The organism is Paraburkholderia atlantica, from assembly GCF_009362785.1.
In the GTDB taxonomy this organism is placed as follows: Bacteria; Pseudomonadota; Gammaproteobacteria; order Burkholderiales; family Burkholderiaceae; genus Paraburkholderia; species Paraburkholderia atlantica.
Window position 1 is genome coordinate 119,608 of sequence record NZ_WHNQ01000023.1, and the last position, 21,135, is coordinate 140,742.

At 67.5% G+C, this 21,135-nt stretch carries 19 protein-coding genes and 1 pseudogene; 15 read left to right on the forward strand and 5 right to left on the reverse strand.

The window, feature by feature from the left end; genetic code table 11:
* Positions 1-2 precede the first annotated feature (2 nt).
* From GCT19_RS27890 to GCT19_RS27955, 14 genes are all read left to right on the forward strand, one after another.
* On the forward strand, positions 3-254 hold the full coding sequence (locus GCT19_RS27890) for an acyl carrier protein (RefSeq protein WP_018434457.1): 252 nt from the start codon (positions 3-5) through the stop codon (positions 252-254).
* Positions 254-922 carry a COG4648 family protein gene (locus GCT19_RS27895; RefSeq protein WP_152853724.1) on the forward strand — a complete coding sequence of 223 codons (669 nt, stop codon included), beginning with the start codon at positions 254-256 and terminating at the stop codon, positions 920-922. The genes GCT19_RS27890 and GCT19_RS27895 overlap by 1 nt, the downstream gene beginning before the upstream one ends.
* Positions 919-2,634: an AMP-binding protein gene (locus GCT19_RS27900; RefSeq protein ID WP_152853725.1), complete on the forward strand. Its 1,716-nt coding sequence runs from the start codon at positions 919-921 to the stop codon at positions 2,632-2,634. The genes GCT19_RS27895 and GCT19_RS27900 overlap by 4 nt, the downstream gene beginning before the upstream one ends.
* A complete protein-coding gene (locus tag GCT19_RS27905) occupies positions 2,634-4,370 on the forward strand; it encodes a glycosyltransferase family 2 protein (protein ID WP_152853726.1) in 1,737 nt (578 codons plus the stop codon). The genes GCT19_RS27900 and GCT19_RS27905 overlap by 1 nt, the downstream gene beginning before the upstream one ends.
* Entirely contained in the window at positions 4,357-5,982 is a 1,626-nt protein-coding gene (locus tag GCT19_RS27910; RefSeq protein WP_152853727.1) for an HAL/PAL/TAL family ammonia-lyase, read from the forward strand. Before GCT19_RS27905 ends, GCT19_RS27910 begins: the two co-directional genes overlap by 14 nt.
* Positions 5,979-6,419, forward strand: coding sequence for an acyl-CoA thioesterase (locus tag GCT19_RS27915; protein ID WP_152853728.1), 441 nt, complete (start codon positions 5,979-5,981; stop codon positions 6,417-6,419). Before GCT19_RS27910 ends, GCT19_RS27915 begins: the two co-directional genes overlap by 4 nt.
* Positions 6,407-7,117: an outer membrane lipoprotein carrier protein LolA gene (locus GCT19_RS27920; protein WP_152853729.1), complete on the forward strand. Its 711-nt coding sequence runs from the start codon at positions 6,407-6,409 to the stop codon at positions 7,115-7,117. Before GCT19_RS27915 ends, GCT19_RS27920 begins: the two co-directional genes overlap by 13 nt.
* Positions 7,117-9,576, forward strand: a complete 2,460-nt coding sequence (locus GCT19_RS27925) for an MMPL family transporter (protein ID WP_152853730.1) — start codon at positions 7,117-7,119, stop codon at positions 9,574-9,576. The genes GCT19_RS27920 and GCT19_RS27925 overlap by 1 nt, the downstream gene beginning before the upstream one ends.
* Positions 9,573-10,754: a beta-ketoacyl-[acyl-carrier-protein] synthase family protein gene (locus tag GCT19_RS27930; RefSeq protein WP_152853731.1), complete on the forward strand. Its 1,182-nt coding sequence runs from the start codon at positions 9,573-9,575 to the stop codon at positions 10,752-10,754. The genes GCT19_RS27925 and GCT19_RS27930 overlap by 4 nt, the downstream gene beginning before the upstream one ends.
* Entirely contained in the window at positions 10,754-11,248 is a 495-nt protein-coding gene (locus GCT19_RS27935) for a hotdog family protein (protein WP_152853732.1), read from the forward strand. Before GCT19_RS27930 ends, GCT19_RS27935 begins: the two co-directional genes overlap by 1 nt.
* Positions 11,245-11,970: a 3-ketoacyl-ACP reductase FabG2 gene (locus GCT19_RS27940; protein ID WP_018434447.1), complete on the forward strand. Its 726-nt coding sequence runs from the start codon at positions 11,245-11,247 to the stop codon at positions 11,968-11,970. Before GCT19_RS27935 ends, GCT19_RS27940 begins: the two co-directional genes overlap by 4 nt.
* A complete protein-coding gene (locus GCT19_RS27945; RefSeq protein WP_152853733.1) occupies positions 11,970-13,193 on the forward strand; it encodes a beta-ketoacyl-ACP synthase in 1,224 nt (407 codons plus the stop codon). The genes GCT19_RS27940 and GCT19_RS27945 overlap by 1 nt, the downstream gene beginning before the upstream one ends.
* Positions 13,190-14,428 carry a beta-ketoacyl-[acyl-carrier-protein] synthase family protein gene (locus tag GCT19_RS27950; RefSeq protein ID WP_152853734.1) on the forward strand — a complete coding sequence of 413 codons (1,239 nt, stop codon included), beginning with the start codon at positions 13,190-13,192 and terminating at the stop codon, positions 14,426-14,428. The genes GCT19_RS27945 and GCT19_RS27950 overlap by 4 nt, the downstream gene beginning before the upstream one ends.
* An 82-nt stretch (positions 14,429-14,510) precedes the next feature.
* The gene (locus tag GCT19_RS27955; RefSeq protein WP_026228491.1) at positions 14,511-14,933 is read left to right on the forward strand and encodes a hypothetical protein; all 423 of its coding nucleotides are present in this window, start codon (positions 14,511-14,513) and stop codon (positions 14,931-14,933) included.
* Between the two features lie 7 nt (positions 14,934-14,940).
* Here GCT19_RS27955 and GCT19_RS27960 read toward each other — a convergent pair whose 3' ends face one another.
* Positions 14,941-15,675 (reverse strand): class I SAM-dependent methyltransferase, encoded by a 735-nt coding sequence (locus GCT19_RS27960; RefSeq protein WP_184251973.1) that lies wholly within the window; start codon positions 15,673-15,675, stop codon positions 14,941-14,943.
* Between the two features lie 138 nt (positions 15,676-15,813).
* On the opposite strand from GCT19_RS27960, the gene GCT19_RS27965 reads away from it, so the two are divergent.
* A complete protein-coding gene (locus GCT19_RS27965) occupies positions 15,814-17,058 on the forward strand; it encodes an NAD(P)/FAD-dependent oxidoreductase (RefSeq protein WP_152853735.1) in 1,245 nt (414 codons plus the stop codon).
* Between the two features lie 23 nt (positions 17,059-17,081).
* Here GCT19_RS27965 and guaD read toward each other — a convergent pair whose 3' ends face one another.
* The 4 genes and pseudogenes from guaD to GCT19_RS27985 all read right to left on the reverse strand — a co-directional run.
* Complete coding sequence (gene guaD, locus GCT19_RS27970) at positions 17,082-18,446, reverse strand: guanine deaminase (protein ID WP_152853736.1); 1,365 nt, start codon at positions 18,444-18,446, stop codon at positions 17,082-17,084.
* Positions 18,447-18,591: 145 nt separating this feature from the next.
* Positions 18,592-19,641, reverse strand: a complete 1,050-nt coding sequence (locus GCT19_RS27975) for an adenosine deaminase (protein WP_018434440.1) — start codon at positions 19,639-19,641, stop codon at positions 18,592-18,594.
* 45 nt (positions 19,642-19,686) lie between these two features.
* Positions 19,687-20,703 (reverse strand): xanthine dehydrogenase accessory protein XdhC, encoded by a 1,017-nt coding sequence (gene xdhC, locus GCT19_RS27980; RefSeq protein ID WP_018434439.1) that lies wholly within the window; start codon positions 20,701-20,703, stop codon positions 19,687-19,689.
* Positions 20,684-21,135 (reverse strand): annotated as a pseudogene (locus tag GCT19_RS27985) (xanthine dehydrogenase molybdopterin binding subunit); the annotation flags it as partial. The gene xdhC and the pseudogene GCT19_RS27985, both read right to left, overlap by 20 nt.

The window sequence follows — 21,135 nt, forward strand, 5'->3', positions numbered from 1 at the left end:
CCGTGTCTGAGACTGAGATTCTCGAGCGCATCCGCGCGATCTTCAAGGAGAACTTCGCGATCGAGCCGGAGCGCGTGACTCCCGACGCTCACCTGTTCGAAGATCTCGATCTCGACAGCATCGACGCGGTCGATCTCGCGATCAAGCTGCAGGAAATGACCGGCCGCCGTATCAAGCCGGAGGACTTCAAGTCCGTGCGCACGGTCGGCGATGTGATCGGCGCGGTCGAATCGCTGCTCGCGGCGCAAGGCTGATGCCGTCCGCGCATTCGCGCACGCAAATGTCAGAGCCACGCCCCGACTCGAGCGAATCCGGTATGCCGCCTCATTGCGGCAGAACCGTGTTGCAGGTGTTGCTGAAACTCGCGTACCCCGCGCTGATTTTATGCGCGTGGCACTGGGACGCGCCGCGTCTGGTCGGCTGCATGCTGCTCGCGATTTTGTGGCTGCAGCGCTGGGCCGGCGGCGGTCCGGTCTCGATGCCGCTGCGGCAGCTTTCCGCGCTCGACTGGAGCGTGGTGATGCTGCTCAGCTGCGCGTCGGCGGCGATCGTCGTCACCGATAGCGAACTGCTGCTGCGCTTCTATCCGTCGCTCGTCAATGTCGGTTTGCTGATCGCGTTCGGCGCGACGCTCGCGCGCGGGCCGTCGATGATCGAAAAATTCGCGCGCCTCGGCAGTCCCGATCTGCCGGCGGGCGCGGTGCGCTATACGCGGCGCGTGACCCAGGTCTGGTGCGGGTTTTTCGTGCTGAACGGCGCGTTTTCCGCCTATACCGCGCTGTATTGGAGCCGCGCGAGCTGGTCGCTGTACAACGGCGTCATCGCGTATGGGCTGATCGGCGCGCTGCTGGCGGGCGAGTACGTGTGGCGGCGCCTCGTCGTGCTGCCGCGCGCCGCGCGGTTGGGTCCGGAGGTGGCATGATCGCGTTGCATGATCTGTTGTCGGCCGAAGCCGCGCTTGCCACACCGGTGTGCCGCGACGGCGACATGCTGCTCGATCGGGCGGCGTTTCGCGCGCGCGTCGCGGGCTTGATCGAGCTCGTGAGTAAGCACGACGCGCCGCGCTGCGCGCTCTGTATCGACGATCCGTTCGAGTTCGCCTGCGCCTTGTTCGCGCTGTTCGCGTGCGGCAAAGAGCCGGTGATTCCGGCCAATGCAACGCCGGGCTATCTCGCCGATCTCGCGGACGCGTACGACTTCATGCTGATGGATGCGGATCTACCGCCGTTCGTCGCATCCACGCCTGCCGTAGCCCACACCTCGTACGCGATCGACCCGCACGCACTGCTCACGCTCTACACCTCCGGCAGCAGCGGCACACCGAAGCCGATCCGCAAGACACTCGCCCAATTCAACGCCGAAGTCCACACGCTGGAGCAGCAGTGGGGCGCATTGATCGGCGACGCGACGATGCTCGCGAGCGTGCCGCATCACCACATCTACGGTCTGCTGTTTCGCGTCTTGTGGCCGCTCGCGGCCTGCCGCGCGTTCGATCGCGCGATCTGCATGGAGCCGATGCAGCTGCAAGCGCGCATCGCCCAAGGCGGCGCGACGGCGATCGTGTCGACACCCGCGCAACTGTCGCGCTGGCCCGCGTTGCCGGGCTTCGCCGCGCTCGCGCCCGCGCCGCGCGCGTTCTTTTCGTCGGGCGGTCCGCTCGCGGCCGATGCCGCGCAACCTTATGCGGCCATCTACGGCGCGGCGCCGCTCGAAATCTACGGCAGCACGGAAACCGGCGGCATCGCGTGGCGGCGCCAGGACGAGGGCGACGCGTGGCAGCCGGTCGCCGGCGCCGAGGTGCGCCGCGACGAAGACGGCGCGCTATGCGTGCGCTCGCCGCATCTCGATCACGACGGCTGGCATCGCACGGGCGACCGCATCGCCTTCGATGCCGACGGGCGCTTCCATTTGCAAGGGCGGCTCGACCGCGTGCTGAAGCTCGACGGCAAGCGCGTCTCGCTGCCGGAGCTCGAGGCGCGTCTCGCGCTGCATCCGTATGTCGCGCAGGCCGCGCTGGTGCCGCTCGAAGGCGCGACCCGCGAACGGGTCGGCGCGGTGGTCGCGCTGACCGAAGCGGGCGGCGCGGCATTGCGCGCCGAAGGCCGTGTCGCGCTCGCGAAGACGCTGCGCCGGCATCTGGCCGATTACTTCGATGCGGTCGTGCTGCCGCGTCACTGGCGCTTTCGCGTGAGCCTGCCGTTCGACTCGCGCGGCAAGCTGCCCGCGAGCGCGGTCGCGGCCGCGTTCGCGCCGCGCGCCGAGGGTATGGAAGTGCTCGCCGAAACGCGCGTCGGCGACATGCGCGTCGGCGACATGCGCGTGGGCGACACGCTGCACTACCTGCTGCGCGTGCCGCCGTCACTCGTGCATTTCGCCGGCCACTTTCCGGGGCTGCCGATTCTGCCTGGCGTCGTGCAGGTCGACTGGGCGGCGCGGCTCGCGGCAGGGTATTGGCCGAGGGTGAGTGAGGTGGCGTCGGTCGATCGGTTGAAGTTCATGGCACCGGTGTCGCCCGGTGCGGTGCTCGAGCTCACGCTCGCCTACGATGCCGCGCGCCGGCGCGTGCAGTTCGCGTACCGGCTCGATGGACGCGAATGCGCGTCGGGCGTGCTCGTGCATCGGGAGGACGCGTGATGAAGTTCGCGCCCTGCATCGTCATTCCGATCTACAACCACAAGGATGCGATCGGCACAACCGTCGCGCATCTCGCGGTGCACGGCCTGCCGATCTTCGTCGTCGATGACGGCAGCGACGAGCCGACCCAGCAGGTACTCGCCGCGCTCGCACTGCAATACGCGCAGCAGATGACGCTGCTGCGTCTGCCCGAAAACGGCGGCAAGGGCGCGGCGGTGATGGCGGGCCTGCGCGCAGCGCGCGCCACGGGCTACACGCACGCGCTGCAGATCGACGCCGACGGCCAGCACGACGCGAGCGACGTGCCGCGCTTTCTCGATGCCGCGCGCGCCGAACCCGGCGCGGTGATTCTCGGCCGTCCCGTGTACGACGACAGCGTGCCGAAGGCACGTCTGTACGGCCGCTATCTGACCCACGTGTGGGTGTGGATCGAAACGCTGTCGCTGACGATCCGCGATTCGATGTGCGGCTTTCGTCTGTATCCGCTCGCGCTCGCGTGCGAGCTGATCGACAGAGTGCGGCTGCCGACGCGCATGGATTTCGACATCGAGATCCTCGTGCGACTGTACTGGCGGCGCGTCGCGTTCCGCTCGATCCCGACGCGCGTGACTTACGCGGCCGACGGCGTGTCGCATTTCGACGTGCTGTGGGACAACGTGCGCATCAGCCGCAGCCATACGCGGCTCGTGTTCGGCATGCTGTGGCGTCTGCCGATGCTGCTCGCGCACAAGCTGATGCCGCGCCGTGGCGCGCGCGCCGACACAGCGGACGAATCTGCCGATGAACCCCGGCCCGAAGCCTGGTGGCGTATCGCCGAACGCGGCAGCCACCTCGGCATGAGCCTGCTCGCGCTGAGCTGCAAGCTGTTGGGCCGCCGTTTCACGGCGCTGTGGCTGCATCCGGTCGTCGCGTATTTTCTGCTGACGGGCCGCGCCGCGCGCGTCGCGTCGGACGACTACTTCACGCGTCTGAGCGCGGTCGCGCCGTCGGCCGACACGCCGCGTCCGGGCTGGCTGTCCGCGTATCGCCATATGCTCGCGTTCGCGCAGTCGGGCTTCGACAAGCTCGCCGCATGGAGCGGACGCGTCAACGACACCGACGTCACGTTCGACGATCCTTCGGCGTTCGAAGCATTGATAGCGAGCGGCAAGGGCGCGCTCGTGATCGGCGCGCATCTCGGCAATCTGGAGATGGTGCGCGCGCTCGCCGTGCGTGGAGATCACGCAAAGGTCACGGCGGTCGTGTACACCGAGCACGCTCGCCGCTTCAATCAGGTGCTGGCGTCGTCCAATCGCGACTTCGCGCGGCATCTGCTCGAAGTCGGCGACTTCGGTCCCGAGACCGCGGTGTTGATGCAGCAGCGCATCGACGCGGGCGAGCTGCTGGTGATCGTCGGCGATCGGGTACCTGTGCGCGAAGCGGGCCGCACCACCGACGCGCAGTTCCTCGGCGCGAGCGCGCCGTTCGCGCAAGGGCCCTACGTGCTCGCGCATGCGCTCGGCTGTCCGGTTTACCTGTTCTTCTGCCTGAAGGAACGCGACGGCTATCGCATGTACTTCGAGCCGTTCGCCGAGCGAATCGAGCTGCCGCGCCGCGAACGCGCGCAGCATCTGGCCGCGTGGGCACAACGCTACGCGCTGCGGCTCGAACACTATTGCCGCAAGGCCCCTTATCAATGGTTCAACTTCTTCGATTTCTGGGCCAGCCCCAAGCGAGGCGCGAATGGCCGAACATGATCTGAACGAGGTGCAACGCGCACGTGTTGTTGCGAATACTGCCGCGAAGGTGGAGGCCGGCTGCGCGCCCGTCGTCGTCGGCGCGCGCCGACTGAAGATCGAAGAGGTCGTCGCGATTGCACGCCAGCGTGCGCCGGTCGCGCTGAGCGACGATCCCGCATGGCGTGCGCGCATCGAGCGCGGCGCGGCGTTTCTGCGCCGCCAGTTGGCGGCCGGCGCGACCGTGTACGGCGTCAACACCGGTTATGGCGACGCCTGCGTGGTCGAGGTGCCGATGGCGCTCGTCGACGCATTGCCGCTGCAACTGACGCGTTATCACGGCTGCGGCATGGGCGCGTATCTCGACGACGCGCAGACCCTCGCGGTGATCGCCGCGCGTCTGAATTCGCTCGCGTATGGCTTTTCGGGCGTGCGCACGGTGCTGCTCGAACGCCTCGCGGCGTTGATCAATCATCGCGTGTTGCCGCGCATTCCGTCCGAGGGCTCGGTCGGCGCGAGCGGCGATCTGACGCCGCTGTCGTACGTGGCGGCGGCGCTCGCGGGAGAGCGCGACGTGCAGTACGCCGGTACGTTGCGCGCGGCGCGCGACGTGTGGGCCGAGCTTGGTGTCGAGCCGCTGACGCTCGCGCCGAAGGAAGGCCTCGCGCTGATGAACGGCACCGCCGTGATGACGGGTCTCGCGTGTCTCGCGGTAGAGCGCACGGAGCACCTGACGCGGCTTGCCGCTCGTTTGACCGCGCTGGCGACCGTCGCGCTCGACGGACGCGCCGCGCACTTCGACGCGACGCTGTTCGACGTGAAGCCGCACGCGGGCCAGGCCGAAGCGGCCGGGTGGATTCGCGCCGATCTGGCCGGCCGCGCCGACACGCCGGGGCATCGTCTGCAGGACCGCTATTCGATTCGCTGCGCGCCGCATGTGATCGGCGTCGCACGCGATGCGCTCGGCTGGGTGCGCCGCGACGTCGAAAACGAGCTGAACAGCGCGAACGACAATCCGCTCATCGATCCCGACAACGAACGCATTTTGCACGGCGGCAATTTTTATGGCGGCCATATCGCCTTCGCGATGGATGCGCTGAAGGTCGCCGTCGCCAATCTGGCGGATCTGATGGACCGGCAGCTTGCGCTGCTGGTCGATGTCAACTTCAACAACGGCTTGCCGCGCAATCTGTCGGGCGCGGCGCCCGAACGCGCGGCGATCAATCATGGCTTCAAGGCCGTGCAGATTTCGTCGTCCGCATGGACCGCCGAGGCGCTGAAGAACACGATGCCCGCGAGCGTGTTTTCGCGCTCGACCGAGGCGCACAACCAGGACAAGGTCAGCATGGGCACGATCGCCGCGCGCGACTGCCTGCGCGTGCTCGAATTGACGGAGCAGGTCGCCGCCGCGCACACGCTCGCGACGGTGCAGGCCGTGCAGTTGCGCTTGCGGATCGACAGCGCGACGCCGGTGCCCGCGCCGCTGCGCGCATTTGTCGACGACGTGGGGGCGCATTCGCCGTTCGTCGACGAGGACCGCGCGCTCGAAGGCGAGCTGCGCGCGCTCACTGCGCGCATTGCCGCGTGCGAACTGCTGGACATGATCGACGATCAACAAGGAATCAATCTATGAGCGAGCCCGGGAAAACGCAGCACGTGCTCGCCGCGAGCGCGACCGTCGAAGTGCCGTTTCACGACGTCGACGCGATGAACGTGTGCTGGCACGGCAACTATCTGAAGTACTTCGAGTTGGGCCGCGCGGCGCTGTTGCGCGCGTTCGACTACGACTATCGCCAGATGCGGGCGTCCGGCTATCTGTGGCCGATCGTCGAGGCGCATCTGAAGTACGTGCGGCCCGCCTTGTACGGACAGAAGCTCGAAGTGCGCGCGGAACTGCTCGAATACGAAAACCGCCTGAAAATAGGCTATGAAATCGTCGATTGCGCATCGGGCGCGCGGCTCACGAAGGGCTATACGATCCAGGTCGCCGTCGATGCCGCCACCGAGGAATTGCAGTTCGTGTCGCCGCAGGTCGTATTCGAAAAGCTGGAGCGCGTATGGGGACGATGAATCGCTGCGCGCTGCGCGCGGTCATGTCGAGGGCGGCGGGTGTGATCGGCATGATAGCGGCGCTTGCATTGCCAGCGGCGTCAACCGATGCGGCCATGGCCAGCAACCCAGCCCCTGCCTCTAACGCCGCTAACAACGCCAACGCCGCGCTGGTCTCGCAGATCGCCGCGCATCTCGCGCAGGCCAAAGGCGTGCGCTCGCAATTCACGCAGACCCAGACGCTCGCCGCGATGAAGCAGCCGCTCGTCAGCAACGGCACCTTGCTGTTCTTTCGCGAGCGCGGCGTGATCTGGCAGATCGACACGCCGTACAAGGCCATTTACGTGATCACCGATGCGGGTGTAGCACAGGTCGACGCGAGCGGCCGTCGCGTCACCACACATAGTGCGCAGGGCACACGCGGCGTCGCTCAGGTGTCGAAGATGATGCGCGCGATGCTCGGCGGCGATCTGTCGGCGCTGTACTCGCAATTCGACGTGAGCGCCGAAGGCAGCGCCGCGCAATGGCGCATGCGCCTCACGCCGAATCAGCCGCAACTCGCGCAATCGATCAAAGGCCTCGACATGAGCGGCGGCGATTATCTGCAAAGCCTGCGCATCACGCTCGCGAACGGCGACGTGACGAAGCTCGAGTTCGCGAACAGCACGGCCGTCGCCGAGCCGACGCCGGACGAGCGCGGCCTGTTCGGAGCGCCGTGATGGACATGCTGCAGCAGCGATCCGCGAAGCAGGCATGGGGCGTGCGCGCCGCGTGGCTCGTGCTTGCGCTGCTGGCGACGCTCTATTGCGGCTGGCGCTTCGCGGGCGCGTCGCCGCTCGAAACCAATCTGCTCGCGCTGCTGCCCGCGACTGAAGCGGACCCTGTCGCCGAGAAAGCGGTCGACACCCTCGCGAGCGCACTTGGCGATCGCACCGTGCTGCTCGTCACGAGCCGCGACGATGCGCACGCGAAAGCGGCCGCGAAGCAACTGGGTGCGTCGTTGCGAAACAGCGGGGCATTCGCGTCGGTGACGGCCGAGCTGCCGCTGTTCGACCTGTCGCAGATCACGGCGCTGTATCTGCCGTACCGCTTCGGCTTGCTCGGGCCGGCCGATCGCAGCGCGCTTGCGAGCGCCAGCGCCACGACGCTGCACGACATGCTCGCGCAGCGCATCTACAGCCCGCTGCAAGGCGGCCTCAGCACGCAACTCGGCGACGATCCGTTCGGCTGGCTCGAACGCTGGCTCGGCAATCTGCCGCTCGCGGCGTCGAACCTCGAAGTCGAGGACAACCTGCTGGTGTCGCATGGTCACGACGCACATGGCGACACGACCAGCGTGCTGATCGTCGCGACGCTGCCGGGCTCCGCCTACGAAACCAGGACGCAGCGCGCAGTGCATACGGCGCTTGCCGACGCGCAAAGCGCCTTGCGACAGGCATTCCCCGATGTATCGCTGGCGCGCACCGGTGCCGTGTTCTACGCCGAGGCCGCGCGCAGCGCGTCCGAACGCGAGGTGCACGTGATCGGCATCGCGTCGCTCGCCGGCATCGCGTTGCTGATGATGTGGGTGTTCCGCTCGCCGCGTCTGTTGCTGCTCGGCTTCGTCTCGACCGCGCTCGGCATCGTCTGCGCGCTCGCGGCGACGCTGCTGATCTTCGGCAAGCTGCATTTGCTGACGCTCGTGTTCGGTGCGAGCCTGATCGGCGAGGCGGTCGATTATTCGATCCAGTATTTCGTCGTCTATCTCGGCACGGGCCGTGAGTGGGATGCACGGCGCGGCGCGCGCCTGGTGCGACCCGCGCTGGGCGTTGCGCTGACGACGAGCCTGCTCGGCTACGCGATCCTGATGTGGGTGCCGTTCCCGGCGTTAAAGCAGATCGCGTGCTTCGCGATGGTCGGCATTACGACCGCGTTCGCATCGGTGCTATGGCTGCTGCCTGCGCTGCTCACGCGGGCGCCTAAGCGCAACCCGCGCCGCCTGTTCGCAGGCGCGGCGCGGCTGCTCGCGCACTGGCAGCATGCAGTCGGCGGCAAGCGCGCGTGGCTCGTCGCGGCGCTGCTGGTGATCGCGGCGGCGCCCGGCTGGCTGCGTCTGACCAGCGACGACGACATCCATTTGCTGGTCCAGCGCGACGCGTCGCTGCTCGCGCAGGAAGACGCGGTGCGCGCGGCGGTCGGCGTCGATAACAGCGCGCAGTTTTTCGTCGTGCGCGGTGCGACGCAAGAAGCGGTGCTGGAACGCGCCGAAGCGCTCGGCGCGAAGCTCGATGCGCTGAACGGCACCGCGGACAGCGTCGGCGGTTATCAGTCGGTTGCACAGTTCGTGCCGTCCGCGCGGCGCCAGAGCGAAGATCGCGCGCTGCTCGCGCAGCATCTCTTCAACGATTCCGCCGCCCTGCGCGCGACGCTGCTGCAAGCGGGTTTCAAGGACGAAGTCGCCGATGCGTGGCTCGCCGATTTCGCGAAGCCGCCAGCGCCTCTGACCGTCGAGCGCTGGCTCGCGGCGCCGTGGTCGCAGCCGTACCGGCATTTGTGGCTCGGCGCGGTGGAATCGAACGAAGCCAATGGAACGCATGCACCAGAGCATGCGGCCGTCGTGATTCCGAAAGGCGTGACACCACGCAACGAGCCCGCGCTGATCGCGCTCGCGCACGGGTTGCCCGGCGTCGTGTTCGTCGACAAGGCCGCGAGCGTGTCGAAGCTGTTCGGCGAGTATCGCGTGGATACGGGCTGGTGGCTGGGCGGCACGCTCGCGCTCGTGTGCGTGCTGCTGGTGCTGCGCTACGGAGCGCGCGGCGGTATCGCCACGACCTTGCCCGTGGTGCTCGCGGTTGGCATTGCGCTGGCAGTATTCGGCTACGCGCGCGTGCCGCTCAATCTGTTCAATTGGCTCGCGCTGATGCTGGTGCTCGGCGTCGGCGCAAACTATGCGGTGTTTCTGCGCGAAGGCTGTTCGCGCGCGCAGGCGGATCTCGGCGCGGTGTGGACCGGCGTACTGCTGTCGGCGGCCACCGCGTTGTTGTCGTTCGGCATGCTCGGCGTCAGCGCGATGCCCGCGCTGAAAAGCTTCGGCACCACACTCGCACTCGGCATCGCGGCCGCGGTGCTGCTCGCGCCCATCGGCATGCCATCGGCTGCGTCTTCGGGCGGGCCAACGGAATCACGGAGGGCGGCATGAAAGCGCCATCGGTTTATTTACAAGCACTTGGCATGATCAACGCGCTCGGCGGCGACCTCGACGAGATCGTGCCGGCGCTCGCCGCCGCGCATTCGCCCGGCATGGGCAACGTGCACACCGGTATCGGCGACGCGTTCGTCGGCAGCGTGCTGGCGCCGCTCGATCTCGCGCCGCGCGCGGATCTCGCGCGCTACGACTGCCGCAACAACCGGCTACTGCTCGCGGTGCTCGCACAGATCGCGCCTGCGATCGAAGCCGCGCGCGAGCGCTACGGCCCGGAGCGCATCGGCGTCGTGCTCGGCACCAGCACGTCGGGCATCGAGGCGGCCGAAACCGCGTTCGTCTATCACGCCCGAGCCGGCGAGCTGCCGGAGAGCTTCAACTACCGGCAGATGGAAATCGGCACCGCCGCGCCATTCGCGGCCGCAGCGCTCGGCGTGCAGGGTCCGGCGTTTACGATTTCGACCGCGTGCACGTCGAGCGCGAAGGCGTTCGCGTCGGCGCGCCGGCTGCTGCAATTGCAGCTGTGCGATGCGGTCGTCGTCGGTGGCGTCGATTCGCTATGCGAGTTGACGGTGCAGGGCTTTGCGTCGCTCGAATCGACCAGCAGCGCGCGCACCAATCCGATGAGCCGCAATCGCCGCGGCATCAACGTCGGTGAGGGCGCGGCCGTGTTCTTGATGAGCCGCGACGAAGCGGCAGTGCGGCTCGCGGGCGTCGGCGAATCGAGCGACGCGCACCATATTTCGGCGCCGGACCCGCAGGGTGTCGGCGGCGAACTCGCGCTTCGCGACGCGCTCGTGGACGCGGGCATCGCGGCGTCGGCGGTCGGCTATGTGAATCTGCACGCGACCGCCACGCAGAAGAACGACGAAATGGAAGCGCATCTGATGGCGCGCGTGTTCCCGGACGGGGTCGCCGCGAGCGGCACCAAGCCGTTGACCGGCCATCAGCTCGGCGCGGCCGGCGCGACCGAACTCGGCTTTGCGTGGCTCACGCTCGCGCATGAGAACGCGACGCTGCCGCCGCATCTGTGGGACGGCGAGGCCGATCCCTCGCTGCCCGCGCTCGACCTCGTCGACGGCCAGCGCTCTCTACCGCGCGCGGGCGCGCAGTATGCGATGAGCAATTCGTTCGCATTCGGCGGCAGCAATGTCAGCCTGATTCTGGCCCGGTGATGCGCATGACGACCCCGCTACCAACCGTCGAGCAACTCGTGCGGCAGCCGATCGAAGCGATCATCCCGCATCGCGGCAGCATGCTGCTGCTCGACGCGGTCGATACGTTCGACGACACGACGCTGAGCGCCTTCGCCAACGTGGACCCGCACGCATGGTATGCCGACACCGCCGGCGCGATGCCCGCGTGGGTCGGCATCGAGGTGATGGCGCAGGCGATCGCCGCGCACATCTCGCTTCTTGCGATGCGTGGCGGCGGCGAGGCGCACCCGGGCGTGCTGCTCGGTTCGCGCAGCTATCAGGCGTTGCAGCCCGCATTCCGAAGCGGCGCGCGCCTGCGGGTTCACGTGAGCGAACTGCTGCGCAGCGACGCAGGCCACGGCGCCTACGAATGCACGATCGATGACGGCGACGCGCGCTGCGCCGAAGCGGTCGTCAAGGTGTATCAACCGCCCGATTTCCAGTCATTCATCGAAGGGAGCATCAGTACATGAGCCGGCGAGTTCTCGTTACCGGCGCAAGCCGCGGCATCGGCCGAGCGATTGCGTACAAGTTGGCCGCCGACGGTTTTGCCGTGACCGTGCATTGCCGCACCGGGCGTAGCGAAGCCGACGCGGTCGCGACGGGCATCGCCGCGCAGGGCGGCACGGCGCGCGTGCTGCAATTCGACGTGCGCGAGCGCGCCGCGTGCCGCGAGGCGCTCGAAGCCGACGTCGCCGCGCACGGTCCGTACTACGGCATCGTGTGCAGCGCGGGCGTCACGCGCGACGCCGCGTTTCCGGCGCTCACCGAAGAAGACTGGGACGTCGTGATCGAAACCGGCCTCGATGCGTTCTACAACGTCGTGCATCCGCTGACGATGCCGATGGTGCGCGCGCGCGAGGGCGGCCGCATCGTCACGATCGCTTCGGTGTCGGGCGTGATGGGCAATCGCGGCCAGGTCAACTACAGCGCCGCGAAGGCGGGACTGATCGGCGCGACCAAGGCGCTCGCGGTCGAACTCGCGTCGCGCAATATCACTGTCAATTGCGTCGCGCCGGGGCTGATCGAAACCGGCATGCTCGAACAGGTCACGGTCGACCACGCGCTGAAGACCGTGCCGATGAACCGCGTCGGCCAGCCGGCGGAAGTCGCGTCGGTGGTGAGCTTTCTGATGTCGGATGGCGCGTCGTACGTGACGCGTCAGGTGATCGGCGTGAACGGCGGGATGGTCTGATGAAGCGCGTCGTCATCACCGGCATGGGTGGCGTCACCGCGTTCGGCGATAGCTGGGATGCGGTCGAAGCGCGCCTGAAGCGCGGCGAGAACGCGGTGCGCCGCATGCCCGAGTGGGACTACTTCGAGTCGCTGCATACGCGGCTCGCGTGTCCGCTACCCGAATTCACGACCCCCGCGCATTACCCGCGCAAGAAGGTGCGCTCGATGGGCCCGGTGTCGCTGTACTCGGTGCGCGCGAGCGAACTCGCGCTCGCCGACGCGGGGCTCGCCGATGACCCGGCCATCGCCGACGGCCGCATGGGCGTCGCGTACGGTTCGTCGTCGGGCTCGGTGCAGCCGATCCGCGCGTTCGGCACGATGCTCGAAACCGGCTCGATGAACAACGTCACGTCGAACAGCTACGTGCAGATGATGCCGCATACGACGGCCGTCAACGTGAGCCTGTTCTGGGACCTCAAAGGCCGCATCATCCCGACCTCGTGCGCGTGCGCGTCGGGCAGCCAGGCGATCGGCTATGCGTACGAGGCGATCCAGTCCGGCAAGCAGACGCTGATGCTCGCGGGCGGTGCGGAAGAGTTGTCGGGTCCGGCGGTCGCCGTGTTCGACACGCTGTACGCGACCAGCACGCGTAGCGAGCCGCAGCTGACGCCGCGTCCGTTCGATGCCGCGCGCGATGGTCTCGTGGTCGGCGAGGGCGCGGCGACGCTGGTGCTGGAAGAGTACGAGCACGCAGTGGCGCGCGGCGCGCGGATTCACGCCGAGGTGGTCGGCTTCGGCTGCAACTCGGACGGCGCGCACATGACGCAACCGACCGCCGACACGATGGCGCTCGCGATGCAGCTCGCGCTGCGCGACGCGCAATTGGCGCCCGAAGCGATTGCCTATGTGAACGCGCACGGTACGTCGACCGATCGCGGCGACATCGCCGAAAGCCATGCGACCGCGCAGACCTTCGGCGCGCGCATGCCGATCAGCTCGCTGAAAAGCTATGTCGGCCATACGCTCGGCGCGTGCGGCGCGATCGAGGCGTGGTGGACGATCGAGATGTTGAAGCGCAACTGGTACGTGCCGACGCTGAATCTCGACCACGTCGATCCGGCTTGCGCGCCGCTCGATTACATCGTCGGCGACGCGCGCGCGATCGACGCCGAGTATGTGATGAGCAACAACTTCGCGTTCGGCGGCATCAATACGTCGCTGATTTTCCGGCGCGTTCGATGAGCGGCGGCCTGCAACGCGTGGTCGTGACCGGCATGGGCATCGTGTCGTGTCTCGGCAATACGCTCGACGAAGTCTCGGCTCGGTTGCGCGCGGGGCGCTCGCGCGTCGAGCGCATTGAAGCGTGGCGCGAGCGCGGGTTTGCGTCGCAGGTCGCGGGCGTTGCGTCGGTCGCGCACGAGCGGCCATTCGAGCGCAAGCAGGAACGCTTCATGGGCGATACCGCGCGCTTCGCGTGCCACGCCGCGAGGCGTGCCATCGACGATGCGGGGCTCGCATCAGAAGCATTGCAGTCGCCGCACGCGGGCGTCGTGATCGGCTCGGGCATCGGCACGATGGCGAGCTACGACGCGGCGCTCGCGGTTGCGCAAACACGCGGCGTCGACAAGGTCCTGCCCTACACGGTGCCGCATGCGATGAGCAGCACCGCATCGGCGAACGTCGCGCAGATGTTCGGGCTAGAAGGCGTCAGCTATTCGCCGTCGGCGGCCTGCACGACGTCGGCGCTCGCGATCGGTCAGGCGATGCAACTGATCCAGACCGGCCGTCAACAGGTCGTGCTCGCGGGCGGCAGCGAAGCGCTGCACGACAACACCACACTGATGTTCGACGCGATGGGCGCGTTGTCGCGACGCTTCAACGACACGCCACACAGCGCATCGCGACCCTACGACACGCAGCGCGACGGTTTTGTGATCGCGTCGGGTGGCGGCGTGCTCGTGCTCGAAGCGCTCGATCATGCGCTCGCGCGCGGCGCGCGCATCTACGCGGAGCTGACGGGCTTCGGCGATTGCACCGATCGCGCGGGCATGGTAGCGCCGCGTGCGGCTGGTATCGCGCGCGCAATACGCGGCGCGCTCGAGCAGGCGGGCCGCCGTCCCGATTACGTGAATACGCATGCGCCGTCGACGCCGCTTGGCGATCTCGAAGAGCTGCACGCGTTGCGCGACGTGTTCGGCGGATCGGCTGAAGGCGTGCCCGCGTTTTCGTCGACCAAGGGTCTGACCGGGCATTCGCTTGGCGCATGCGGTGCGCACGAGGCGATCTATACGCTGCTGATGATGCGCGAGGGTTTTATCGCCGCGACGGCGCAGGTCGATACGCCGGAGCCGCAAGTGCGCGACATGCCGCTCGTGCGCATCGCGCGCGAGGCGAGCATCGACGCGGCAATGTCGGTTTCATTCGGGTTCGGCGGCAGTTGCGCGAGCCTGATGTTCGAAGCGTGGCGAGGCGTTTGAGTCAGACGCTGCTGTTCGCCACGACCATTGGCCGCGAAATAGGGAAGCGGCCGCTAATCCGCAAACGGGGTAGAGGATAAGAATGAAACAGTTGTCTTTGGTGGGGGCGCTGCTGGTAGTGGCCTTGACGCAGGCCGGCTGCGCCACGGAAGTGAAGTCGCTGCCGTTCTCGGCGTCGGCTGGTGAATCGCGCGGCGAGGTGCCAGTGTACTTTGGCGATCAGAATCATCCCCCGGTGAAGACGCGGCTCGGCGAAGTGTCGTATTCGGTGCGAATCGCGCGCAAGGTGTCGGACCCGAACGAGGCGTGCCACCTCGCGCTCCGCGAGGCGGTGCACAAGCTACGCGAGGCGGCGATCACGCGTCACGCGAATGCGGTGATCGACGTGTCGACGCGCTTTCATAGCACCGAAACGAACTCGTCGAGCGACTTCACGTGCGGCGTGAGCCCGAGCGCAGCCGCGATCGCGGTGCGCGGCCAGATGGTCGTGCTCGACGCGGGTTGACTTCGCGCTAGGCCTCGGCAGTCTTCACGGCCGCGACATTGACGAGGGTCTCGCGACGCTTGCCGGGTTGCGGCCGGTACAGGCCGAGGCGTTCGAGCAGACCGAAGTCTTTCGCGCGGCTCCACCACAGGTAGGGCAGCGAAACGTTGCGAGGACCGAAGCTGAAGCCGCCGCGGCGGATCATGTCGAGATAGCCGTCGGCGCTCTTCTGCACATGCATGGGATGACGGAACAGCAGCCGGATCACCCAGGACTTGATGTACGCGTCGGTCGATTCGGCGAACAGCAGCACGCCGCCGGGTTTGAGCACGCGGCGGAACTCGGCGAGTGCGCGCTCCTGCTCGACGAGATGATGGAAGGTCTGATGGCAGAACACGATGTCGGCGCTCGCATCGGGCAGCGGCAGTTGCGCGCAGTCGCCATGCAGCAGTTCGATGTCGGCGAGCCTATCGCGGCAGGCGCGCGCGGCCTGTGCGGCGAGCGTCAACGACGGCGCATGGAAATCGACCCCGACGATGCGGCGCGGCCTGAACGCCTCGGCGAGCAGGCGAAACGAAACGCCTTGCCCGCAGCCCGCATCGACGATGACCGGCGCGTCGGGCAGCGGCGCATCGATCAGGCGTTTCAGATCGTTGATCGCGACCCGCAACACGTGGTGCTCCCACGTGTGCGTGCGCAGGAACCAGATTCCAAAGGCCGTCTCCGGCACAAAGGGCACACTGGACAGTTCGGATGACGACACGATGCACTCCCCGGCGAAGCGTTGTTCTTAATGTGGAGACAGATTGTAGCGACAAGACGGTGCATCGCGCGAGACCGCGCGATGCACGAAAAAACCCGGCATGCGGCGCAAGCGCATGCAAACCGTTGGAGCAGTGAATTGAATATCGATTCTTCGAAGCGCACCGTGGTCGACGCCGCGATCATCGGCGCGGGTCCGGCCGGCGCGGTAGCTGCCGCGCTATTGCGCAAGGCCGGCCGCTCGGTGCTGGTGCTGGAGCGTCAGCACTTTCCGCGCTTCTCGATTGGCGAGAGCCTGTTGCCGCAAAGCATGGCGTACCTCGAAGAGGCCGGCATGCTGCAGGCCGTCGTCGAGGCGGGTTTCCAGTACAAGAACGGCGCGCACTTTGTATATCGCGACCAGACCTCGTCGTTCGACTTCCGCGACAAGCATTCGCCAGGCTGGGGCACCACCTACCAGGTCGAGCGCGCGCTGTTCGACGACGTGCTGATTCGCTGCGCGGCCGCGCAGGGCGCCGACGTGCGCTTCGGCCACACGGTGAGCGCGGTGCAGACGGGCGAGGCGCCCGTGCTCGACGTCGTCGATGACGCGGGGCGCGCGTATCAGGTCGAAGCGCGTTTCGTGCTCGATGCGAGCGGCTTCGGGCGCGTGCTGCCGCGTCTGCTGAATCTGGAGACCCCGACGCGCATGCCGACGCGCGCCGCATTGTTCACGCACGTGCGCGACGGCCTCGCGCTCGACGACATCGATCGCAACAAGATCTGCATCGCGACGCATCCCGAGCGTCGCGACGTGTGGTTCTGGATGATTCCGCTCGCGGGCGGCCGTTCTTCGGTGGGGTGTGTCGCCGAGGCGAGTTTTCTCGACGTGCCGGAAGGGGAGCGCGAGGCGACGCTGCGCGCGCTGATCCAGCAGGAGCCGACGCTGAACCGGCTGATCGGCCACGCGCCGTTCCTGATGCCGGTGCGGAGAATCGGCGGCTACGCGGCGAACGTCGCGAGTTTGCACGGGCCGGGCTATGCGCTGCTCGGCAATGCGGGTGAGTTTCTCGATCCGGTGTTTTCGTCGGGGGTGACGATTGCGCTGCGCTCCGCGCATCTGGCGGCGCGCGCGCTGAACCGGCAGCTCGACGGCGAGCAGGTGGATTGGTCAGCCGACTACGACGTGCCGTTGCGCAAGGGCATCGACACGTTCCGCGCGTTCGTCGAACGCTGGTACACGGGCGAGTTGCAGGACATCATCTACTACCCGGAGCAGGTGACGCCGATCCGTCGGATGATCTGCGCGGTGCTCGCCGGTTACGCGTGGGACGAGTCGAATCCGTATGTCGCGGACCCGGTGCGGCGGCTCGACGCGTTGCACGAGGTGTGCAAGGCGGGCTGAGGCGCGCCTCGGCCGAGCCAGCCTCAGGCCGCGATCTTCGCGCGCCCCGGTACGTGCCGGCGCGCGTCGTCGCGGCGATGCACGCGCTTGCCGGCCGCATACGTTTCATACACCGCGCGATCGTCGCCGAGCAGCGCGAACGCGAACAGCAGCTCTTCGAGCGATTCACGCCGCGCGGTGCGGCGCGCGAGCAGCGGCGTCGCCTGCGGATCGAGCACGACGAAGTCCGCTTCCGAGCCGTCCCTCAGCGTGCCGACCTTGTCGCCGAGATCGAGCGCTTCGGCCGCGCCGGCGGTCGCCAGATAGAACATGCGCGTCGCCGTCAGATGGTGGCCGCCGAGGCGCGCAACCTTGTGCGCTTCGTTCATCGTCTGCAGCATCGAGAACGACGTGCCGCCGCCGACGTCGGTCGCAAGCGCGATCGGCATGCCGGCCGAGTCGGCCTTGTCGAAGTCGAACAGGCCGCTGCCGAGGAACAGGTTCGACGTCGGGCAGTGCGACGCGAGCGCGCCGGTTTGGGCCATGCGCTTGCGGTCCTCGTCGTCGAGGTAGATGCAATGGCCGTACACCGCGCGACGGCGCAACAGGCCGTAGTGATCGTAGATGTCGAGATAGCTGCGGTGGCCGGGGAACAGCTCGGCGACCCATTTCACCTCGTCGGTGTTCTCGGCGACGTGGCTCTGGATGAACACGTCCGGATGCAGTCGCGCGAGCGCGCCGCAGGCTTCGAGCTGCGCCTCGGTCGAGGTCGGCGCGAAGCGCGGCGTCAGCGCGTACATCTGGCGGCCGCGATTGTGCCAGCGGCCGATCAGCTCGGCGCTGTCGTCGTAGCCCGATTGCGCGGTATCGCGCAGGAATTCGGGGCAGTGGCGGTCCATCAGCACCTTGCCCGCGACCATGCGCAGATTGCGCGCTTCGCTCTCGGCCAACAGGGCATCGGCGGATTCCTTGTGGACCGTGCAGTACACGAGCGCGGTCGTCGTGCCGCAGGCGAGCAGTTCGTCGACGAAAAAGCTCGCGGTGTCGCGCGCGTGGTCGATGTCGGCGAAGCGACGCTCGGTCGGGAACGTGTACGTATCGAGCCACGGCAGCAGACCCGGCGCTGGCGACGCGATCATGTCCGTCTGCGGATAGTGGATGTGCGTATCGATGAAGCCCGGCACGATCAGCTTGTCGCGCCGCTCCACGACCTGCGTGCCTGGCGCCAGCCGCGAAGCGAGCGCCGCATACGCGTCCGCCGCGACGACGCGGCCGTCTTCGACGATCAACAGACCGTCCTCGTGGAACACCGCGGCGTTCGGCGCGTGCGCCGGATCGCCGTTAAAGGTCAGCAGCGGCGCACGGAATGCCGTTTGTGCCGCTTGCGCGGTATGAGCCGATTCAGTCATGGAAAAGCTGTCTCCGAATGTTGAAAGCTGGGCGGCGCAGGCAGCGGTTTCCCGGTTCGGGTCATTGCCGTCTGCCGAACGAAGCGAATCCGCTGGCCGCCGACGTCAGTCGAGGCCGGTCAGTTGAAATCCATTAACGCGCGGCTTACTGCCGCCAATGCGCGTCGAGCTTACCGATCAGCATCGCGCGTTCCTCGGGCGTCACGAACGACGCCTCGAAGCCGTTGCGGATGATCGTGTAGACCTCGGCGTCGTCGAGCTTCAGCGCGTCGATCGTCGCCAGATAGTTCGCGTTGACGTAGCCGCCGAAATAGGCCGGATCGTCGGAATTGACGGTCACCGCGACGCCGTGATCGAGCAAGTCCTTCAGCGTGTGTTTGGTCAGGTCGTCGAACACGCACAGCTTCAGGTTCGACAGCGGGCACACCGTCAGCGCAACGCGCGTGTCGGCAAGGCGCGTGACGAGCGCCGGGTCCTCGATGCTGCGTACGCCGTGATCGACGCGGTCGACCTTCAGCACATCGAGCGCTTCGTAGATGTAGGAGGGCGGGCCCTCTTCGCCCGCATGCGCGACGAGCTTCAGACCGAGCGCGCGCGCCTTCGCGAACACGCGCTCGAACTTCGACGGCGGATGACCGCGCTCCGACGAATCGAGCCCGACGCCGATCAGCCGATGCTTGTACTGCTCGAAAAGGGGCAGCGCTTCGTCGAAGGTGGCGAGCGCATCGTCCTCGGACAGATGGCGCAGGAAGCACAGGATCAGCTTGCTCGTCATGCCGCGCTTTTCCGCGTCGACAAGCGCGCGTTCGATGCCGGCCACCACCGTCGCGATCCGCACGCCGCGCTCGGTGTGCGTCTGCGGGTCGAAGAAGATTTCGCTATGCACGACGTTGTCGGCGACACAGCGCTCGACGTATGCCATCGTCATGTCGTAGAAGTCCTGCTCGTGCAGCAGCACGCTCGCGCCCGCGTAGTAGATGTCGAGGAACGATTGCAGATCGGTGAACGCATAGGCGGCGCGCAAGGCTTCCACCGAGTCGTAGGCGAGCTTCACGCCGTTGCGCTGCGCGAGCGCGAAAATCAGTTCGGGTTCGAGCGAGCCTTCGATGTGGATATGCAGCTCGGCCTTCGGCGCGCGCGCGGTCTTGTCGGCGAGCGTAACGACGGAAGCGGGGGTAGCGGTTGTCGTATTCATGGTGATTTGAAATTGTGTGGGGTAATGAGCGGTGCGGCTCGCGGATCAGACCGCCTGCGTCGCGTGGCGCGCGCCGGCGTTCGCCTCGACCGCCTGCAGCACCTGCGCGGCCGCCGAGATCGCGATGACCTCCGGTGATTTGTCGACGATGCCGTCGACGCCGAGCGGACACTTCATCCGCGCGATCCGCGCCGGATCGATGCCGTGCGCCGCGAGCCGGTGTTCGAACTGCTTGCGCTTGGTGTGCGAGCCGATCATGCCGAAGAACGCGAAGTCGCCGCGCCGCAGGATGCGCTCGGCGAGGTCGAGATCGCGCGCGTGGTTGTGCGTCATCACGATGAAGTACGTGTTCGGCGCGGCCTGATCGATCGCTTCGTCGGGTGCGTCGTTCGCGTCGATCGTCACGTTCGGCGCATGCAGCGTATCGAGCGGCGGAAACTGCGCATCGCGCTCGTCGACCCAGCGCACCGTGCAGGGCAGCGTCGCGAGCACGCGCACGAGCGCCGCGCCGACGTGACCGGCGCCGAACAGCACGACGGCGAATTCGCCCGGCGCGATGGTTTCGGTCAGCAACGCGCTGCTGTCGTCGAAACCGGCGCCGTCCCATAGCAGACAGTCGGCGCCGTCGATGCCGGGCTCGGGCTCGGACAGCATCACCGCATCCGGCGCGGGGCCGAATGATACGCTACGCACCGTCGATTGCCCCGCCGCCAGACGCTTGGCGAGCGACGCGAGCCAGCCGAGATCGCCGACGTCGAGCCGCTCGAACGCGAGGATCACGGCGCCGCCGCAGCACTGCCCGAGGCTCGGCCCCAGCGCGAAGCGTTCGAGCCGCCGCATGTGCGGTGCACGCATGCCGTCGCGCAGCACCTGGCGCGCGGTCTCGATCGCCTTCCATTCGAGGTGGCCGCCGCCGATCGTATGCCTGGCCGCCTCGCGCGTGACGATCATCTTCGTGCCGGCTTCGCGCGGCGCCGAACCTTCGACGCGCGCGACCGTCACCAGTACGGCGGCGTCGCCGTGCGCGAGCAGATGTTGCAGGTCAGTGAGCCAGGCTTGCATCCGGCGATTCTCCTTGCGGGGCCGCGTCAGGCGTCGGCGCGGCGGGTGGCGTGGGGGTGTCGGCGTTGTCGGCGTGTGCGGCGGCTTCGTTCGGATCTGCGTGCTGCGACGCTTTCCACGCACGCAACGCGTCAAGCGCATCGAGTATGGCCTCGGGCGTGGCCGGCGCACGCAACGGCGGAGCATGTCGCGCGCCCGGCACCGCGGCCGCGATCGCATCGCGAATCGCGAGAAACACCGAGAACGGCAGCAGCAATGGCGGCTCGCCGACGGCCTTCGAGCGGAACACGGTCGGCTCCGCATTGCTGTTGTCGTAGAGCCGCACGTGGAATGCGGCGGGCGTGTCGCTGACGGCGGGAATCTTGTACGTCGACGGCGCGTGCGTCATCAGGCGGCCGTCACGGTTCCACCACAGCTCTTCGGTGGTGAGCC

Bases quoted from the DNA above. Each gene is read 5' to 3' on its own strand.
- GCT19_RS27895 (WP_152853724.1), top strand. From the start codon at position 254: ATGCCGTCCGCGCATTCGCGCACGCAAATGTCAGAGCCACGCCCCGAC.
- GCT19_RS27900 (WP_152853725.1), top strand. From the start codon at position 919: ATGATCGCGTTGCATGATCTGTTGTCGGCCGAAGCCGCGCTTGCCACA.
- GCT19_RS27905 (WP_152853726.1), top strand. From the start codon at position 2,634: ATGAAGTTCGCGCCCTGCATCGTCATTCCGATCTACAACCACAAGGAT.
- GCT19_RS27910 (WP_152853727.1), top strand. From the start codon at position 4,357: ATGGCCGAACATGATCTGAACGAGGTGCAACGCGCACGTGTTGTTGCG.
- GCT19_RS27915 (WP_152853728.1), top strand. From the start codon at position 5,979: ATGAGCGAGCCCGGGAAAACGCAGCACGTGCTCGCCGCGAGCGCGACC.
- GCT19_RS27920 (WP_152853729.1), top strand. From the start codon at position 6,407: ATGGGGACGATGAATCGCTGCGCGCTGCGCGCGGTCATGTCGAGGGCG.
- GCT19_RS27925 (WP_152853730.1), top strand. From the start codon at position 7,117: ATGGACATGCTGCAGCAGCGATCCGCGAAGCAGGCATGGGGCGTGCGC.
- GCT19_RS27930 (WP_152853731.1), top strand. From the start codon at position 9,573: ATGAAAGCGCCATCGGTTTATTTACAAGCACTTGGCATGATCAACGCG.
- GCT19_RS27935 (WP_152853732.1), top strand. From the start codon at position 10,754: ATGCGCATGACGACCCCGCTACCAACCGTCGAGCAACTCGTGCGGCAG.
- GCT19_RS27940 (WP_018434447.1), top strand. From the start codon at position 11,245: ATGAGCCGGCGAGTTCTCGTTACCGGCGCAAGCCGCGGCATCGGCCGA.
- GCT19_RS27945 (WP_152853733.1), top strand. From the start codon at position 11,970: ATGAAGCGCGTCGTCATCACCGGCATGGGTGGCGTCACCGCGTTCGGC.
- GCT19_RS27950 (WP_152853734.1), top strand. From the start codon at position 13,190: ATGAGCGGCGGCCTGCAACGCGTGGTCGTGACCGGCATGGGCATCGTG.
- GCT19_RS27955 (WP_026228491.1), top strand. From the start codon at position 14,511: ATGAAACAGTTGTCTTTGGTGGGGGCGCTGCTGGTAGTGGCCTTGACG.
- guaD (WP_152853736.1), bottom strand. From the start codon at position 18,446: ATGACTGAATCGGCTCATACCGCGCAAGCGGCACAAACGGCATTCCGT.
- GCT19_RS27975 (WP_018434440.1), bottom strand. From the start codon at position 19,641: ATGAATACGACAACCGCTACCCCCGCTTCCGTCGTTACGCTCGCCGAC.
- xdhC (WP_018434439.1), bottom strand. From the start codon at position 20,703: ATGCAAGCCTGGCTCACTGACCTGCAACATCTGCTCGCGCACGGCGAC.